This window comes from Chitinophaga sp. G7 BAM 1005 (assembly GCF_057126945.1).
In genome coordinates, this window is the sequence record NZ_CP181478.1 from 5,161,187 (window position 1) to 5,179,224 (window position 18,038).

Here is an 18,038-nt window from a genome sequence, read left to right on the forward strand (position 1 = left end):
TGTTTTGAGGATCAAATATCTATGATCGCCTTTATCACTTCATTACGGGGATCCAGCCAGGAAGCAAAGGTAGTTTTCACTTCCCCGAATTTCACCCGGTGTGTAATATATTTATCAGGATGCGCCGTTCCTTCTTTGATGCAGCGGATCACCTGTTCAAAATCCTCGCGGGTGGCGTTGCGGCTGCTCATCAGCGTGGTTTCCCTTTTGTGGAATTCGGGATGGGGAAACTGCAGCAATTCTTTCTGCAATCCGATAAGCACATACCGGCCGCCGTGCGCCAGGTAATAGATGCCGTTGTTTATGGCTTTCTGGTTACCGGTGGCGTCGATCACTACTACCGGCATATCGCCGCCGGTGATGGTGCGCAGCTGCCCGGCTACGTCGGTGGCGGCATTAATGGTAAAAGGAATGCCCAGTGTTTCCCGTGCAAATTCCAGGCGTTTATCCTGGATATCGGTGGCAATTACCTGTGCGCCGGCAATGCGGGCAAATTCCATTGCTGCCAGCCCGATGGGGCCCGCGCCTATTACCAGTACAAACTCACCGGGTTGAACGGCTGCGCGACGGATGCCATGCGCGCTTACCGACAGGGGTTCCACCAGTGCCAGCTGCTCGGCAGTGAGGCCATTGCCATGCACCAGCAGCCGCTCCGGCACCGAGATGAACTCCGCCATGCCGCCGTCTTTATGCACACCCAATACTGCGATGTTTTCGCAGCAGTTGGGTTTGCCGTTACGGCAGGCAATACAAACGCCGCAATTTTCGTAGGGGATAATGGTTACCAGCTCTCCAACACTGAAACCAGTGGTTTCCACGGCGTCCAGCGCTACAATTTCGCCAGCCAGCTCATGTCCCAGGATGCGGGGGTAGTTAAAATAAGGTTGTGTACCTTCAAAAGCGTGCAGATCGGTGCCACAAACGCCTATTTTCCGGATACGGATAATAGCATGACCCGCCTGCAGCGCGGGCATTGCCTGCAGACCATATTCAAAATTGCCGGGAGTAGTACAAATGAGTGTTTTCACTATAATTAATTTAGAAAAAAAAATCCGTACCCGGATGTTTTATTTTCACATACGGCAGGACGAATGATATTCAAAGAAACAGGTTTAAGGAAGATATTTATCATAGTATATTATCATCTCTGTAAGATATATTGCCTTTTTTCGGCGAAAAACCCTTAAATAACAAGTTATCTGTCATTAGGACACTTAATATTTGCGCTTTGGCATTTTTGTATAATTTGGGTATTTTTACTTTTATGCGCGACGATATCCCCGAATTGCAAAGCAGAATATACAGCGGTGATACACAGGCATTTAAGGAATTATACGATTACTTCTGCGCCCCATTACTCCAGTTAGCCCTGGCCATTGTTCATTCCAGGGAAATGGCGGAAGAAATAGTAGCAGATGTGTTTATTGCCGTATGGAGAAAAAAGGAAAGCCTGCACCAGGTAAGCAACCTGAAATGGTATCTCTATGCAGCCACCCGCAACATTGCGCTGAACTATCTCCGTAAATATACCTCTAAAAAAACGCTGCATCTCGATGAAGCCTGTTTACCGGAATACGAAATAAATCCCGAAGCGCAACTCATCAGCAATGAAATGATGCGGCATATTAATATGGCTATCAGCGAGCTGCCACCGCAGTGCCGGCTGATCTTTAAACTGGTGAAAGAAGATGAGCTCAAATACAGGGAGGTGGCCGTATTGCTTAACATCTCCATAAAAACAGTAGAAAACCAGGTAGGTATCGCGCTGAAAAAACTCACTAAAATGAGAGCACTCCTCACTACGCCGCTGCCTGGCGATCAGTAAACCCCTTCTCAAAAAAAACTTTTTCCCTCTTTGGGGGTATTCTCTCCTTCCGGTTGTCTTATACCCCGAAGCGCGCGTTCATTCAACCATTTTCAATCGTACTATGAGCAACGACCGTATATGGATATTACTCGGTAAACAGTTCAGCGGTGATATTTCACCTGAAGAACTGTCTGAACTGGAAACATTGCTGAAAGATGATCCGGAGGCAGCTGCTTCGCGGGAACTTGCTGCGGCCATCTGGCAGGCGCCTATGCAGGAAGTACCCCCTGCTCATGACAGTAAAGAACGTATATGGGAGGCAGTGAGTCCGCAACTTCAGCCATCCCCGCGCCGCAGTATTGTACGCAGGCTGGTAGCAATGGCGGCGGCAGCAGCGGTATTAACGGCAACAGCGGTACTATGGCGTTCAACAATGCCTGCAGTGCAACAACTCAGCTCCGCTCCCGGTGGAAAGTCAAGGGTAGTACTTCCCGACGGCTCCACCGTATGGCTCAACAGCAACACACAACTCTGTTACGAAAAAACCGGCTTTGGCAAACAACACCGCGAAATTACGCTCACCGGTGAAGCATTTTTTGATATCGCAAAAAGTGAAGGCATTCCTTTTACTATCCATGCGGGAAAAGTAAACATCCGCGTACTCGGCACCGCGTTTAACGTGAAAGCCTATACGGGCGACAGCGCCGTTTCTACTACGCTGGTGCGTGGAAAAATTGCGGTATCGTTTGGCGGAAAAACCGTGGTGCTGCAACCCGAAGAAAAACTAATGGTTCCGGCAACCCGCCTGGCGCCTGTCTTTCAGCAAAAACACCTGGAAAAAGACAGCAGCGGGCAACTCCGGGAAATATCCTGGCTCAATAATAAGCTGGCATTTGACAACGAAACCTTTGGCGATCTGGCGGTGAAAATGAAACAGTGGTACGGCGTTACTTTCTATTTCGAATCTGCCAGCCTGCAACAACTCCGGTTTTCCGGCATCATCGATACAGAGTCAATAGAGCAGGCACTGAAAATGCTGCAGCTATCGCGCCATTTTAATTTCCGGATCAACGGGAAGGAAGTCCACATCAGTAACTGATACCGCATTCCTCATCTTCAAAAATAAAAGCTATGACATAAAAACATTACAAAGCATTCAATTTACTTTACTTTCCTTCACCCTCTTACATTCCATGTTATGAAAATAATGTTCCTATGGACTTTTAATAAAAGTCTGCATGGCGGGCTGCCGGGCATACTCATCCTGGCTTTGCTGCTAACCGGCATTACACCCGCATACGCCACCTCTGCCACCCAGGAAAAGATCAGCATCTCCCTGGAAAAAGTCAGCATTAAAACAGTGCTGAAAGCTATTCAACAAAAAAGCCGCTGCCGGCTCATCTACAACGACGATATTTTACCGGAAGAACCGCCGGTATCCATTCACGCGGAAAATGCCACGGTAGAACAACTGCTCACGAAAACCTTTACCGGCACCACACTGCGCTACACAGTACTAAACGACAACGCGATTGTGATAGCCTCCGGAAACATAAGGGCCGCCAAAATAAGCGGCATCGTAAAAAATGAACATGGCGATCCACTCATTGGCGTATCCGTAAAAGTAAAAGGCACCAATATTGGCGCCATGACCAATGAACACGGTCGTTTTGAACTGCAGGCCGCTGCCGGCGTTACACTGGTGTTCAGCTATGTGGGTTATGAACAAACCGAAGTTATAAGCACCGCCGATCCCATCAACATTATCCTGAAAGAAAGCGCCAGCGGCTTAAATGAAGTAGTGGTGGTTGGTTACGGTACACAGAAAAAAACTTCCTCCACGGCAGCTGTAGCAGCGGTGCAGGGAAAGGAACTGGCGAAATCGCCGGTAACCAACATCTCCAATTCGCTGGCAGGAAATGTTTCCGGCATCAGCATGCGTCCCAATGGCGGTCAGCCTGGCAGAGACAATCCCGATATACACATCAGGGGTATTGCCACCACCGGCAACAACTCACCACTGATAGTAGTGGATGGTATCATCCGCAATAACATCAACGAAATTGCGCCCAGCTCCATCGCCTCCGTTACCGTATTGAAAGATGCTGCTGCTGTAGCCCCCTATGGATTGGGCGGCGCCAACGGCGTAATTCTCATTACCACCAAACGCGGACAAACAGGTATGCCTTCGCTGTCGCTCAACGCCTACTATGGTTGGCAAACGCCCACCTATTACCCAAAGATGCTGAACGCACCCGACTACATGCGCCTGCGTAATGAAGCCTATATGAATGAAAATCCCGGTGGCGCCCAACAGCCCTTCTCCGAAGAGCTTATTAATACCTATGCAGACCTGAACGCTAAAGATCCCGACAAATATCCCATCAGCAATACCAAAGACCTGGTACGCATGCGTGCGCCCATTCAAAATTATAACCTGCAGCTCAGCGGCGGCACTAAAGTAATAAGGTATTATGCCGGTCTCGGTTTTCTTAAACAGGATGGGATGTTTGACCCAATAAATTACAAACGTTACGATTATAACGTGAACATGGAAGTAAGCGCCACCTCCACCACCACGGTATCGCTGTCGCTCATTGGCGCCATCGAAAACACCAACAGTGTGGATGCCGCTACCACGCCGGGGCAACTGTTCCGCAGCGCATACAAACTGATCCCCATTACCAACATGTACTACAGTAATGGCCTCTGGGGCGAGTTTGCGGGCAATACGCCGGTAGGGATCCTGAAAGCAGGTTATTCCCACCGCAATGCCACTTCCCTGCTCACTACCCTTGCAGTGGAACAACAACTGCCTTTCATTAAAGGACTGAGTATTAAAGGAACCTTCAGCTACGATCCTAATGACTTTACCGTTAAGGGATGGCATACGCCGTTTTACTTTTATTCGCAGAACACGTCCACTAACCCTTACAGCTATACGAAACAGATATCCACATCGGAAGGAAGTGCTGCGCCCTACACCTGGCTGAACCAGGAGTACTCAAAAAACCAGTACTTCACCTACCAGGGATTCCTGAACTATCATAACACCTTTGGCAAACACGACTTCACCGGGCTGCTGGTAGCAGAAGCCCGCAAGAACGACTCCACCGGCTTCTCCGCCCGGCGTAATAATTTTGCGGTAAACATCGACGAGCTGGGTATGGGCAGCTCCAACAAAAATGATTTTGATAACAACGGCTCCACTATTACCGGTAGTCAGCTTGGATTTGTATACCGCTTAGGCTACATCTACGATCATAAATATCTTTTTGAAGCCGCCGGCCGGTATGACGGTCATTACTACTTTGCTCCCGGCAAACGCTGGGGTTATTTCCCCGCCTTCTCCGCTGGATGGATCATCTCTGAAGAAAACTTTATGAAAGACCATCCCTCCCCGCTGACCTATCTCAAACTAAGGGGTTCCTGGGGAAAATCGGGTAACCTGGCCGGCGCGGCATTCCAGTACCTGAATGGCTATAACTTATACGGTAACGCCTATGCTTATGGCAACGGCAATATGGTACAGGGTTCCAACATCACCCGGGAAGCCAATCCCAACATCACCTGGGAAATATCCACTAAAACAGACATCGGCATAGACGCCACTTTATGGAAAGGTTTGCTCACCCTGGAAGTAGATTATTTTCATGAAAGAAGAACGGGTATGCTGCTGCCCCCGGCGGTAACGGTGCCGGTAGAATATGGGCTGAACCTCTCCGACGAAAACCAGGGCATTATGGAAAACCGCGGTATAGATATTTCCGCAGGTACCAGCCATCGTTTCTCCAATGGCCTGCAGCTCAACCTGAACGGCAATTTCAGCTATGCTAAAAATAAAATGATCCAGGTGTTTGAAACTTCCGCCACACGCAATAATCCCAACCGAAGCAGAACAGGCCGGCCCACCGGCACGCAGTTCGGCTATCATGCACTGGGATTGTTTTCCCTGGAAGATGATAAAAACAACGATGGCATCATCAACACCGAAGATGGATATAACGTTACCCAGTTTGGCGTACTGCATCCCGGCGACATCCGCTATGCCGATATAGGCGGCCCTGATGGTAAACCCGATGGTAGAATTGACTCCTACGATGAAACGGTGATCGGGAATCCCGTATATCCTTTCATCACTTATGGGTTCACCCCCGGCGCCTCCTGGAAAGGATTTGACCTCAGCCTGTTTTTCCAGGGCTCTGCACTGGCCGGCCTGAACATCCGTGGTTTTCAGACAGTGCCTTTTAACAACAACAATAGTAATTCTGCCTATGAATACTATAACAACCACTGGACACCCAACACACCCAATGCAAAGTACCCGCGTGCAAACCAGTCGCCTTACGCCAATAACACGCAGAATTCTGATTTCTGGATGATGAAAACAGGTTATCTCCGTTTAAAAACTGCCGTGCTGGGATACACGCTTCCTGCCAATATTTCCAAAGCTATGAAGATGCAGAGCGTCCGTGCTTATTTCTCCGGGCAAAACCTGCTCACCTTCAGCAAAATGAAATTCATGGACCCGGAAGTAGGCTACACCGACCTGGAAACAGCCTATCCCAACCAGAAAGTATTTGTGTTTGGGCTCAATGTCACTTTTTAGATTCATCCTGTTAAATCAAAATATTATGATCCGCTTCATACATTTGTTGTCCGCCGTCATACTGTTACTCAGTATCCTGTCGTGCAAAAAGGAATTCCTGGAAAATACCGACAAGTCGAAACTCACCGATGAAACCCAGTGGGGAACAGAAGGGAATGCTGATCTTTTCCTCAACGATATCTACAGCGCATTACCCAACTACTGGAATCAGCCGGAAAACCTGGATAACTTCACCGACGACAACGACGCCGGCTTTTATTACACGTCCTACAACTGGAAACAAGGCATTGTGGAGCCGTCTTCCAACGACTATACCATTTGGGGAGGCATCACCGGTTCCGGCGATCTGACCAACTGGACCACTATCTTCACCAATATCCGCAAATGCAACACCTTCATCACAGAAGTGCGCAATAACGCTGCTAACTTTTCGCCGGAGTGGCTGAACAAACGGCTCGATGAAGCCCGGTTTATCCGTGCCTTTTTCTACAGCGAATTGTGGATGCACATCGGCGGACTGCCCATTATCACCATCCCTGCAGACAGGCGCACAATGGACAGCGCTGCCATCTATACGCCCAGGAACACCTTTGCGGAAACAGTGGACTTCATCACCACGCAACTCGATTCCATCGCCAAAGATGGTTACCTGCCGGCTAAATACAACAAGGGCGATGCAGATGCCGGTCGTGCTACCCTCGGCGCTGCGCTGGCCTTAAAAGGATGGGTAGAGCTATATGCCGCCAGCCCTGCATTCAACGCTGCACAACCCGCCGCCGGCAATGATCCGCACAAAATAGCCGGTTACAATAACTACGACGCACAACGCTGGGCAAAGGCCGCCGCTACCTTCAAACAATTCATTGATCTTTATGGCAACGGCAAAGCGTACGAACTGTTTCCCGATCCTTCCGCCATCTGGTATGAAGCCAATGAATACCATTCAGAAGTGGTGTGGGACCGGCAGGTAGTAGCCAATACGATGGGATCTTCCTTTGAGCAATACGGCGGCCCCGTGTGGATTAACGGCGCTTATTATACCTGGGGCAACTACAACCCCACGCAGGAACTGGTAGACCAGTTCAACATGGCCAATGGCAAGCCTATCACCGATCCCACCTCCGGCTACGATCCGCAGCATCCTTATGTAGGCCGCGAGAGACGCTTCTACGACTGGATCGTATATGACGGCGCCCCCTATAAAATGACCTGGATGGACAAAGCCGACGTCATATACACCCGCATCGATAAAGTACATCCATCCAAAAACCAGATTGACTTTGGTACCGATGACGTAAGCAACACCGGCTATTATTTTAAGAAGCGGCTCAACCCACTGGTACGCCCCGGCGGTGGTGCAGTAAGCGGCGCCAACTTTATTTATTACCGCTACGCAGAAGTGCTGCTGGGATATGCAGAAGCGCAAAATGAAGCCGCAGGGCCGGATGGCACCGTATATAACGCCATTAACCAGGTCCGCAAAAGAGCAGGTTTACCCAACCTGGCGCCGGGATTATCCCAGGCAGATATGCGGTCCGCTATTTATCACGAAAGACGCGTGGAACTCTGCTTTGAGAACAAACGCTTTTATGATATCATCCGCTGGAAAACGGTGAGTACCGTGATGAATGTAGATAAACACGCCATGAAAATCACCAATACTTCTCCAAACGATAATGCGGGCGTATGGAAATACGAAATTGTACCACTGAATCATCCGCATGTGTTCACCCCAAAAATGTACCTGAACCCGGTACCACAGGACGTGATAGACCGTAACCCGAAGATTGTACAGAACCCGGGATACTAAGTATTAAAAAGTTGCAGGCATGTCCTGCAACTTTTTTGTTTTATCTTGTTCCTGCTAAACCCGGTAAAACATATGGTACCAGTCAGGAATAGTTGGGTGGATAATCTGCGTTCGTTCATTACTCTTTTAGTGGTAGCTCATCATTCATCGCTGGCATATACCACGTTTGCCTCTTTTAATAAAAGCGCCTATATCCTCTCCTCCAACCCCGTAGTGGATACTGCGAGGTGGAAAGGACTGGATCTCTTTGAAGATTTTAATGATATCTTTTTTATGTCGCTGATGTTCCTGATCAGCGGCATTTTTGTGATGAGCAGTCTGCGTAACAAAAGCACCCGGAAGTTTATCCGGGACCGGTTTTACCGGTTGTTTATTCCTTTTATGATTGCCGTTACCCTCCTGATGCTCATTGCCTATTACCCTTCCTTCCTATTGGCTACAGGGCAACACAACATAAAGGCTTATGTAATAGATTTTTTTACGGTAGAAGCGTGGCCGGTAGGACCGCCCTGGTTCATTTGGGTATTATTTGTGTTTAATCTCGTTTTTGCCTTGTGCTACCCGCTGGTAAAAAACGGCGTCATCAAAGCAGGTAACTGGCTGGCGATGCAAAAGCAACGCCCGGCAAAATTATTTCTTTCCTGGTACGTCTATACTTTATTGCTCTATATCCCTGTTATCCAATTTGTGTCTCCCTATGCATGGACGGGCATCGGTCCTTTCGATTTCCAGATCAGCAGGGTGTTCCTGTACGCCGGTTATTTCCTGCTTGGAGCTGTGATCGGCACGCCAGGATTAGCCAACGGCATATTTGCAGATGGATCTGCCTTTGTAAAAAAATGGCCACTGTGGGTGATCAGTTGTTTGGTGATATACGCCGGGCTGAAACTCAGCGAAGCCCCCATCATCCGGATGATCGGCAGCCACCAGCTGAGCGAATTACAGGCCACGCTTATCTACAGATCGGTATGGATATTATCCTGTACAATGAGTTGTATTGCTTTTTTAACCCTGTTTAAAAGCATCCTCAACAAAACAAACCAGTGGTGGGAATCACTTTCCGCTAATGCCTATGGTATTTACCTGGTGCATTACATTTTTATTGTTTGGTGCCAGTACAGTTTGTTGAATGCGCCATTACACGCATTCGTGAAGTTCCTGATCACATTTGTGGTGACGGTAGCGCTGAGTTGGGGAGTGGTATATTTGGTGCGGAAGAATGGGGGGGTTAAAAGGTATTTGTAACTTATATTTTTGCAATGGTTTTATGCACATTTTTCTTCTCTTTCTTTCGTAACTCCTTATTTGTGCTGATATTATAGGCTTTGCCTTTTTCCGCCAGCAAAAACCAGCTGAGTGCGGATATGGCATTGTTTGAGTGAAGTTCCAGCCTGATAAAGAGTTCATCATTCGGGAATTCCTTATTGTGGATAATGTGGCTTAAACGGGTTTTATCAATGCTGATTTCTGCGGCAAATTCCTTTTGCTTTTTTTGTACTGCCCGGATGTAGGCGGAAAGGAAATAGCCGAAATGCAATGAGCCCTGGTACTCCAGTGATTCAATAACGCTTTCCATCTGGTACTTGACTTGTAACAGGTCTGCGCGGAGGTGATCTGCTTTGGTCATCTTTTTCAGTAGCTCCATCCGATGTGCAACCAACACTTTGTCCCCGGCCTCTTTTTCTTCTTTGGAAAGTCCGTGAGGATAGATATTGTCTATTGTAAGTTCTTCTTCGCAATTTTTCTTTCTTTTCATGATTAATCGTTTTCCGGATATTCTATAAAGAAATCTATACACGATTATCATAAAATCAGTACTATCAAATAGTAAATTCATCACGTTAATGATGTCTGTAATTTTGTTAATAAACAACATTTAACTTGTGGTAAGAGGAAGGCATTTGAAGAAAAATGAATTTCGTATTGTTATCCTATTAGTACACACAGAACAACATTTGGCATTTACTCTCTAAAATGCTGTATATTTGTTCTTAACTTATATATTAAGTTGAAAGTTCTTTTTAAAAAAATGCTGCTTCATTCCAGTAAAATAGTTGATTTTTACACAGTTATATTTGGAAAGAATGAATTAACTGAATTTGAATTATTCGATAAAAAGGATTTCTCTCAGCACTTGATTGAATTACAACTAATTTATAACGTGCTTGCAGAGATAAAAATAAGAGGAGCAAAACATTATTATTTTAAGCACGAAGGTCCTGCAAATGCTTTACCCAGGGTCAGGCAAGAAATGATCAATGACAATAAAAATGACTTCGGTTTAAGACTATACTGTATCAGGCTAACAGATCATTTGTTGATACTTTTGAATGGAGACATCAAAACAAAACATTTACCACAGGATTGCGAAAATGTTAGTATTCATTTCAAACGAGCCATAAAAATCGCCAATCAACTAGATGCTGCAAATCTTAATAACGAGATTGATTTCTCAGATTTTGAATGTTTAACTGATTTTGAAATTGATATATGAAACTTGACAAATTTCAATCTATTATTGAACAAACTCCTGCAGATGTTCAGAAACATGTGAAGCTGTCTATGGATATACTGGATAGAATTCATGAACTGCTAGAACAAAAATTTGAAGGAAAACAAAAGCTTCTGGCAGAGAAGATGAATAAAAGCGAGGCTGAAATATCCAGGTGGCTATCCGGCGTACAAAACTTTACAACGAAAACGCTTATCAAACTGGAGGTTGCTTTTGGCGAACCAATAATAAAAGTCTGTGGCAATGAGGGAAATATCATTTTTCAAGAGATAAAAGCACCCAGGAAAATTGCACACACAAAACTAGTAATCAATAAAAATGAACCCATTAATAATAGAGCTATTCTCTATGAGAAGGTCCAGCCGATTTCTATAAAAAATAATATCCGAAGTAATTTACCTGTATGAGCAATACCGAAATTTTCAATACAGATCTCATAAGAATTGATGAGATAATTATTAACAGTGCTAATATTGTTAATAATTCCAATCTCTCTCATGTGGACGTTGAAAATCATTATTTTGATTTGACTTACTCTTTTTCAAATAGCGTAAACATCTCTCAAAAGAAATTCAAAACGATGTTTTCCTGTGAAATAAATACATTTAATAAGTCCGATGAAAAAATAGCCCTAAGCGGAAAATTTGATTTAGTATTTGTGTTCCATATTGAAAATATTGAGAATCTGACAATTCATCATGAACATATGCTGATTAATTCTGAGCTCATAGTAGCACTTGCCAACATCGCTTACGCCACTTCAAGAGGCATTATCTATACGAGATGTCAGGGAACCATGCTGGACAAAGCTATCCTACCTATTCTCTCCACACAGCAACTAATTGACCTTTTACAGCCATTTGATGAATCGTCAGATACTTAATATCGCGGGCACTTTATATAATTACGTCTGAAATGTATCTCCACCTCACTCCACCATCTCCCTCAACCCCTCCGTCATCCACACCCTTACCCCTCCCTTCGAATCGAGGTACACCAAATACACATCCATATCTTTCCGCTGCTCCAGGAACCGTTTCGTACCCTCCACGCCCATCACCATAAAAGCGGTGTCGTACCCGTCTGCGGTGATCGCATCTTCGGAAAACACGGTAACGCTTAACAGCGAATCCGGTGTGGAGTACCCTGTTTTAGGATGAATGATATGCCCGGATATGGCGCCGTTCTGCTCATAATGATCGCGGTAATTGCCTGCTGTGGTAGCGGATTTGTTGTGCAACCGTACAGTAGCCAGCTGCTGATCAGGATGCAATGGGTTATCGATGCCAACAGTCCAAGATACACCGTTTTTAAGCCCTTTACAGCGCACTTCTCCTCCTATCTCCACCATGTAGTCGCTGATGCCGTTGCGGTCCAGTAACGCCGCTAAAACATCCACGCTATAGCCCTGCGCAATACCGTCGAAATCCAGGCTCACGCCTTCCTTTAATTTGCGCACGCCGGTTTCATCAAAACAGATATACGAAAAGCCTACGTATTGCAACAGGGAATCGGCCTTTTCCCACCACGGGGTATGTGTTCTTTTGCCCTGGCGGTAGGCGGCGGTGAGGGGCATTACGGTGGGGTCGAAGGCGCCGGCGGTGGCGGCATATATCTCGGCGGATTTTTTTAATACCGGGTAAAAATAGGACAGCTGGAATTCAAGGGAAGAGGCGCGGTTGAATAAAGAGATTTCGGAGTCTTTCCGGTAAATGGACAGGCACTGGTCGATGTCCTGTAAGATTTGGGTGATCTCCGGCGTAAAATCCCGCTGCTGCGCATCCGCGTATTGGATATGCCAGGTGGTGCCCTGCGCGCTGCCTTCCAGGCGTATCATGGAAGGAGCAACGGCGGTATGAAGCAGCAGCAGGATATAAACGGCGTACATTTTTAATTTTTGATCAGGTTCATAAGCTCGGGGAGGTGATCGGTGTATACACTTCTCGGGCTGCCGTGGTATTTATTGGCTACATAAGCGGCGAAGCCTACTACTTCTCCCATCATACCACAGGTGCGCATTACGCGGGTGCTGCCAAAGGCTACGTGCGTGGTGCTGATGTTCCGTCCTGCCATAAACAGGTTGCTGATGTTTTTAGAATACAAACAACGGTATGGAATAGTATACGGCGCTACCCGGATATGTTTGGTGCCGGCAAAAAACTCCTGTCCTTCAAAATATTTTTTGTTGGCAGGGTCGGGGAAATGCAGGTCGATGGTCCAGGTGGCGGTTACTGTGCCATCGGGATACATTTTGCCTTCCTGGATATCCATCTGGGTAAGCACATGATCACCGATGATCCTCCGGGATTCGCGCTTACCACCAATATAGGCTACCCATGCCAGTTGTTGTTTGCTATATTTTTCCGGCTTGCTGTTTTTGAGATACGACCAGTTACCATAAATGGCACGCAGGTTATGATCGCGGAGCTTTTCGGCCTCCGTGATGGTATTGAAATTACCAAAGCCGGTTTCCCATTCCCAGTCGGCTTTGGATGCATCGATATGATATTCGTCTGAAAACTGCAACGCCCACGGTGTGGCGGGGAAGGAGGTAACACTGTCTGTTGGCAGGGACGCCCATAAATTGGAGGTACCCAATGTAAAGCTATCCGGCTTTTCAGCGGCGAGCGATTCGCCTGTTTCTGCCTTGCTTTCCCGGCCCATTCTGAAGGCGGCGCCGGCAAGATAGCCTACTGTTCCATCGCCGGTACAATCGGAGAAATACGTGCCGGCAAAACGTGTTTCCTGGTTGGTCGCAATATCACGACCAGTAACCGCTACGATGCGGTCGTTCTCTTTTTCTACTTTGAATACGTAGGTATTGAGGAACAGGGTGAGATTTTTTTCTGCTTTAACGATTTCAATTTTACGGGCATCACCATATTCATTTGCATCGGGGTTACCATTACCGGGATCGCCGTTATCCATTTCCCTTACAATGCGGCCCAGCTTAGGATAGTAATTTTTGTCGATATCTCCCTTCAGGTGCACCCGTATTTCTGAGCTGTTATTACCACCGAGTACGGGTCTGTCCTGGATTAACGCTACCTTCAAACCCATGCGGGCAGCGGAGATAGCGGCACAGGTGCCAGCGATGCCACCACCCACTACCACGAGATCAAAAGAGCCCGCTGCTTTTGGTGTGGCCGACAAATGCAACAGGTTACGCCGTAATGCGCTTAGTGCAGCGGCATCATCCGGCGGCGTGAACTTGCCGGTGGTGAATAGCAGCGCATCACAACGGCCATTAAAACCCGTGAGGTCGCGCAGGGCGATTTTTGCGGCGCCGGCTGGAACGGTGATCTCGCCGCCATCGTACCATTTCCATTTGTCGTTGCCACTTTCGCCAAACACTGTTTTCACCGGCGCATCATTTACCACTACCTGGAATTTCCCCGGTCCTTTCGGGAAGGGGGCCCAGTCTTTGGTGCGTACCCATACATGCCAGGTGCCTTTCTCCGGAAAATTGACGGTAGTCACGGCATCTTTTACCGGGCGGCCCATGCCGTGCGCCATCAGGTAAGAGGAGCCCATTACGGGAAACGACTGCTGGTCAATTACCCAGCCACCTTTCTCTGCAAAGGACTCTGTTTCCACAAATACCCGCTGCTGCGCCTGCAGCCATTGTGTACTTATACACAACAACAGGATGATCTGCCAGCTATTTTTCAGTTGGATGAAGCGTTTGTTCATATTCATGCATCTTAGTTTTTACGGAATGATTCACCGGCTGCCGCTGCAACAGCAACGCATGGATAGCGGCTGCGCGCGTGGCATCGGTGTTTTTTAACTGATCTGCCAGCTGCTGTATCACCGCCTCCGGCAAACCAGGAGTGGCCTGCAATGCAGCCAGTATTAGATGGAACTGTTCTTCGTTGGCGCTGCTGCTGGCGGTGGTGAGTTGTTTTACCATTGCAGCACTCAACGGCACGGTGGCCAGTTTGCGCAGTATTGTTAATTGCAGGGGATAGCCGCTTTTTGTATAGGTATCCCACAACCACGATTGTGCTTTAGCGCCGGTAATAAAACCGGGATGCACCTGTTGTAAGGTATAGCGTGCAATAAAAATGTTTTTGCCATTGATCAATGTACGGATATCTATCTCAAAGCCCGGCGCTATCCTTCCATTTTTATCCATTATCTGTTCAAGTGCCTTATACTGGTAAGTATGATTTTGGGAAGATAGAAAACGGTGCAGCAGTGCGGGATTGAGATACGTATCGGTAATGCGGGCCATTTCATCTGTTACCGGTCCGTGTGCAATATGCCACAACGTATAGCAGGTATATACCGCGCCGGAGATCACTTCATTTTTAATGGTTTTGAGTGTAGCGCCGGTGCGGGCATCTACCGAATCGCTGAGATTTTCCGTTCCAGGTACAATGAGATCGGTGATAGCCAGATCCGCGAGCAGTGAATTAGGACGCGCCAGTATGTCGTGCAGCTTTTCATAATCATCCGGCTTAAATTCCCGGTGATCCAGTTTTGTTAATACTTCCTTTGCGGGCAGGTCATAACGGATATAATTGCCTAGTAAATCCCAGTAAAGGTTGATGTATACCGGTTTACATTCTCCTGTATAACAAACGGGCGTAAAAATATTCCGGTAATAATACAGTGGCCTGTTATCGGCATCCAGCGCCAGTTGCAGCTCGTAAGTAGCCGTGTCGCTGATCCGGTATGTTTTATACGTGGCAGCAACAGGCAACAACGAGCGGTTACCCAGCACGTCTTTCAAGGTATCAGCGGGATTCATCCCGTTTGTTACCTGGCAACACCATATCAGTAAACAGACCACTGTATATTTCATATTCGCCGCTTATTTATATTCCAGCCACGCGGTAGCGTGGCAGTTTTTATTGGTGGTGAAACGGATCCACCGTGCCTCGAAGCCACCGGGGAATTGCCAGTTCAGCGTTTCACCCGGCGCAACGGTAACGGTTTTATAATTCATCCAGGCGCCATTGCCCACGGGATCAATGTCTACGGTAAATTCAACGGGCGCGGTGGCATCATGTGATAACTGCAACTGACGCTGTGAATAAAAACCCACCAGGTAAGGGTCTGATGGTTTGCCTGCTTCCACTTCTGCATCTTTCCACGGACCGCCACGGCCCACCGGCCGGCCCAGTTGCCAGAGATCATCAATCGCGCCCGCCCACACCATTGCTTTTTTATCGGCCGATACAATGATGTGCTCTCCGGCTTTGGTGTCGGGAGCAATGCCCGTCATTACCAGCAAACCGCGGTAAGCGGCGTAGTCGTTGATCCGGAAAGGATGCGACGCTACCGGTCTTATTTTCGCATAGCCGTCGGCGTTTTCGGCGGGCAATTCATAGAAGGTGCCCATACAATTAAACAGGTCCCTTTCTGTTGATACCTCGCGGCAAATGCGCAAAGCGGCCTTCCCGGTGAGCCCGGCAAAGGCTTCATTACCCAGTGGCAACCGCCATCTGCGTCCTTTGTCGTCCACTATCAATACAGACCCGGCTTCAATGGTCACTGCCTGTTGCGGGATGGCGAATTTCTGCCGGATAAAGTCCGCTGTTTTGGGATCGTCTTTTTTTACCAGGTCCATGTTGGCATCCAGCTCGTAATAGCCTTCCGCGGTAGCATCCCCGTTTTTATACGACTGTGCGAGTATACCGAGTGCGCGGCGGTCGTCGCCCAGGCCATATAATAACCCGCCATTGGAAACGGCGTCCGTTACTTTGCTTAGTCCGTTGAAAAGTGCTGCCGGCGCTGTTTTGCGGGCGTCATTGGCGGCATAAAAAAAATGCGCCGTAGCCACTACCGGTTGCGCGGCGGTAATACGGATCCATTCTCCGGGCATGTTTTCCGGGAAAATAATGTCGCCGGTTTTACCGGGTGCTACGGTTACTTTTTGTGCAATGCTCCAGTTGCCGTCGCCCTTATCTGTTTCCAGCATGAACTCCACCGGACGTTTGCCGTTGTGGGTAATCCGTGCGCTGCGGTGAGGCCATCCTGCAAAGAGGAAAGGTTCGGAAGACTGCGATGGCGTTACCGCTTCATTCAGCCATACGGCGCCTTCGGCGGTGTTAGGCCCCAGCTCATCGGGTTGTTGCAGGGAAGTAAACCAGAGATTGGAATTGGATTGTCCCGGTCCTTCGATATTTCCTTTGGCGGTGCGCTTGTTGAGAAATTCTTTTTGTGCAGCGTCGTCACAACCAAATACCAGCTGATCCTGCCAGCGGGCAAAGTCGCCGATCACTTTCAGGTACGCACTACGTGGACGGATACCCGCAGTATGCCCGGTAGAAAACTGTCCGGGGAAACGCCAGAACAGGCCGTGCATCGTCATGAGGTAATCCGGTTTGTTTTCTGTGCCAATGTTGCGGATACGCGGCCACTCGGTGTTCCAGCCATGTGCGCCATCGTAACTATGGCTGGCCTTTGGCAACCGGAAAAAGGTCCATTTGCCCTGGTCGCGCAATCCGAGTAATACAGATTTATGATCCCAGCCTGTAGCCCATATGGGATCGGTGGCCGGATTTTTATTTCCGGAGATGCCACCCGGACCGGTGATTTCCGTGAACTGGTTCCGACGCACTACTTTCCAGTCTTTCCCGTTCCATTCCGATAACGACCCGGCTTCAATATCAAACTGGGTGAGCGCTTTGGGTCCGGGTTCCCCGTTGTTGGAATAAATCATTACGCCTTGCCCGGAATACAAACCTTTACCATGCGCTCCCGGCAATAAGGCGGAAGGTGTATTGGCGGTAGTGTCTGCGCCTTTTTTGCTTTTTACATTTCCATCTTCATATAATAAAACAGGTTGAAGGGTTTTTACATCTACTTCGTAAAAACCTTCTTCCATCGTACCATAATAAATTTTACCGGCAGGATCTGTAAGATGCCTCGCGTTACCGGTATGCCGCCCTGGCATGGCGGTGTAGGGTATTACGCGCACCTGGCCATTTTCACCGATGGCATACGGCCCTATAAACAACTGGTGACTTTCCGGGTGAATCATCCGGTTGGCCGGTGTACCGCCAATGCTTTCGCTGCGCACCACCTGTTTCAGATCCGGCGTTATTTCATACAGTTTATCGGACGAGCCAAAAGGCAGGTGCGGACCATAAGTAATTACCCACAACTTCCCCGCCCACGGCACTACTGCACCGGTGCCACACTCTCCTTCCTTGTTATACATGGCCAGCTGCGGATAAATACCGCTGAACGATCGCGGGGCAGCGGCTTTTTCACTTTTACACGCAGCGCCCGATATGCCGATGGCAACTATTACTGCGGCCAGTCTATTTCTTTGTTTCATACAATA

General features: G+C 47.9%; 14 protein-coding genes. 8 read left to right on the plus strand and 6 right to left on the minus strand.

Annotated features, from left to right (window positions below):
* Window positions 1-11 precede the first annotated feature (11 nt).
* A complete protein-coding gene (locus tag ACMXI2_RS20470; protein WP_483777927.1) occupies window positions 12-1,028 on the minus strand; it encodes a zinc-binding alcohol dehydrogenase family protein in 1,017 nt (338 codons plus the stop codon).
* Window positions 1,029-1,264: 236 nt separating this feature from the next.
* Between ACMXI2_RS20470 and ACMXI2_RS20475 the strand changes: the two genes are divergently transcribed.
* The 5 genes from ACMXI2_RS20475 to ACMXI2_RS20495 all read left to right on the plus strand — a co-directional run bounded on the left by ACMXI2_RS20475 (window position 1,265) and on the right by ACMXI2_RS20495 (window position 9,471).
* Window positions 1,265-1,825: an RNA polymerase sigma-70 factor gene (locus ACMXI2_RS20475; RefSeq protein ID WP_483777928.1), complete on the plus strand. Its 561-nt coding sequence runs from the start codon at window positions 1,265-1,267 to the stop codon at window positions 1,823-1,825.
* A 103-nt stretch (window positions 1,826-1,928) separates the two neighbouring features.
* A complete protein-coding gene (locus tag ACMXI2_RS20480) occupies window positions 1,929-2,906 on the plus strand; it encodes a FecR family protein (protein WP_483777929.1) in 978 nt (325 codons plus the stop codon).
* Window positions 2,907-3,005: 99 nt separating this feature from the next.
* The gene (locus ACMXI2_RS20485) at window positions 3,006-6,416 is read left to right on the plus strand and encodes a TonB-dependent receptor (RefSeq protein ID WP_483777930.1); all 3,411 of its coding nucleotides are present in this window, start codon (window positions 3,006-3,008) and stop codon (window positions 6,414-6,416) included.
* A gap of 25 nt (window positions 6,417-6,441) precedes the next feature.
* Window positions 6,442-8,226 (plus strand): RagB/SusD family nutrient uptake outer membrane protein, encoded by a 1,785-nt coding sequence (locus tag ACMXI2_RS20490; protein WP_483777931.1) that lies wholly within the window; start codon window positions 6,442-6,444, stop codon window positions 8,224-8,226.
* 72 nt (window positions 8,227-8,298) lie between these two features.
* Entirely contained in the window at window positions 8,299-9,471 is a 1,173-nt protein-coding gene (locus ACMXI2_RS20495) for an acyltransferase family protein (RefSeq protein WP_483777932.1), read from the plus strand.
* 1 nt (window position 9,472) lies between these two features.
* On the opposite strand, the gene ACMXI2_RS20500 is transcribed toward ACMXI2_RS20495, so the two are convergent.
* The gene (locus ACMXI2_RS20500) at window positions 9,473-9,982 is read right to left on the minus strand and encodes a hypothetical protein (RefSeq protein ID WP_483777933.1); all 510 of its coding nucleotides are present in this window, start codon (window positions 9,980-9,982) and stop codon (window positions 9,473-9,475) included.
* A gap of 252 nt (window positions 9,983-10,234) precedes the next feature.
* Between ACMXI2_RS20500 and ACMXI2_RS20505 the strand changes: the two genes are divergently transcribed.
* Genes ACMXI2_RS20505 through ACMXI2_RS20515 form a run of 3 tightly spaced genes read left to right on the plus strand, consistent with a single transcriptional unit; the run spans window position 10,235 to window position 11,621 of the window.
* Window positions 10,235-10,720 carry a hypothetical protein gene (locus ACMXI2_RS20505; RefSeq protein ID WP_483777934.1) on the plus strand — a complete coding sequence of 162 codons (486 nt, stop codon included), beginning with the start codon at window positions 10,235-10,237 and terminating at the stop codon, window positions 10,718-10,720.
* Window positions 10,717-11,145, plus strand: a complete 429-nt coding sequence (locus ACMXI2_RS20510; RefSeq protein ID WP_483777935.1) for a helix-turn-helix domain-containing protein — start codon at window positions 10,717-10,719, stop codon at window positions 11,143-11,145. Before ACMXI2_RS20505 ends, ACMXI2_RS20510 begins: the two co-directional genes overlap by 4 nt.
* The gene (locus ACMXI2_RS20515) at window positions 11,142-11,621 is read left to right on the plus strand and encodes a hypothetical protein (RefSeq protein WP_483777936.1); all 480 of its coding nucleotides are present in this window, start codon (window positions 11,142-11,144) and stop codon (window positions 11,619-11,621) included. Before ACMXI2_RS20510 ends, ACMXI2_RS20515 begins: the two co-directional genes overlap by 4 nt.
* 45 nt (window positions 11,622-11,666) lie before the next feature.
* Here ACMXI2_RS20515 and ACMXI2_RS20520 read toward each other — a convergent pair whose 3' ends face one another.
* The 4 genes from ACMXI2_RS20520 to ACMXI2_RS20535 are packed head-to-tail and all read right to left on the minus strand — an operon-like array spanning window position 11,667 to window position 18,032.
* Window positions 11,667-12,626, minus strand: a complete 960-nt coding sequence (locus ACMXI2_RS20520) for an FAD:protein FMN transferase (RefSeq protein WP_483777937.1) — start codon at window positions 12,624-12,626, stop codon at window positions 11,667-11,669.
* 2 nt (window positions 12,627-12,628) lie between these two features.
* The gene (locus ACMXI2_RS20525) at window positions 12,629-14,437 is read right to left on the minus strand and encodes an FAD-dependent oxidoreductase (protein ID WP_483777938.1); all 1,809 of its coding nucleotides are present in this window, start codon (window positions 14,435-14,437) and stop codon (window positions 12,629-12,631) included.
* Window positions 14,400-15,548: a hypothetical protein gene (locus ACMXI2_RS20530; RefSeq protein ID WP_483777939.1), complete on the minus strand. Its 1,149-nt coding sequence runs from the start codon at window positions 15,546-15,548 to the stop codon at window positions 14,400-14,402. Before ACMXI2_RS20530 ends, ACMXI2_RS20525 begins: the two co-directional genes overlap by 38 nt.
* Before the next feature lie 9 nt (window positions 15,549-15,557).
* Window positions 15,558-18,032 (minus strand): hypothetical protein, encoded by a 2,475-nt coding sequence (locus ACMXI2_RS20535; RefSeq protein WP_483777940.1) that lies wholly within the window; start codon window positions 18,030-18,032, stop codon window positions 15,558-15,560.
* Window positions 18,033-18,038 lie beyond the last annotated feature (6 nt).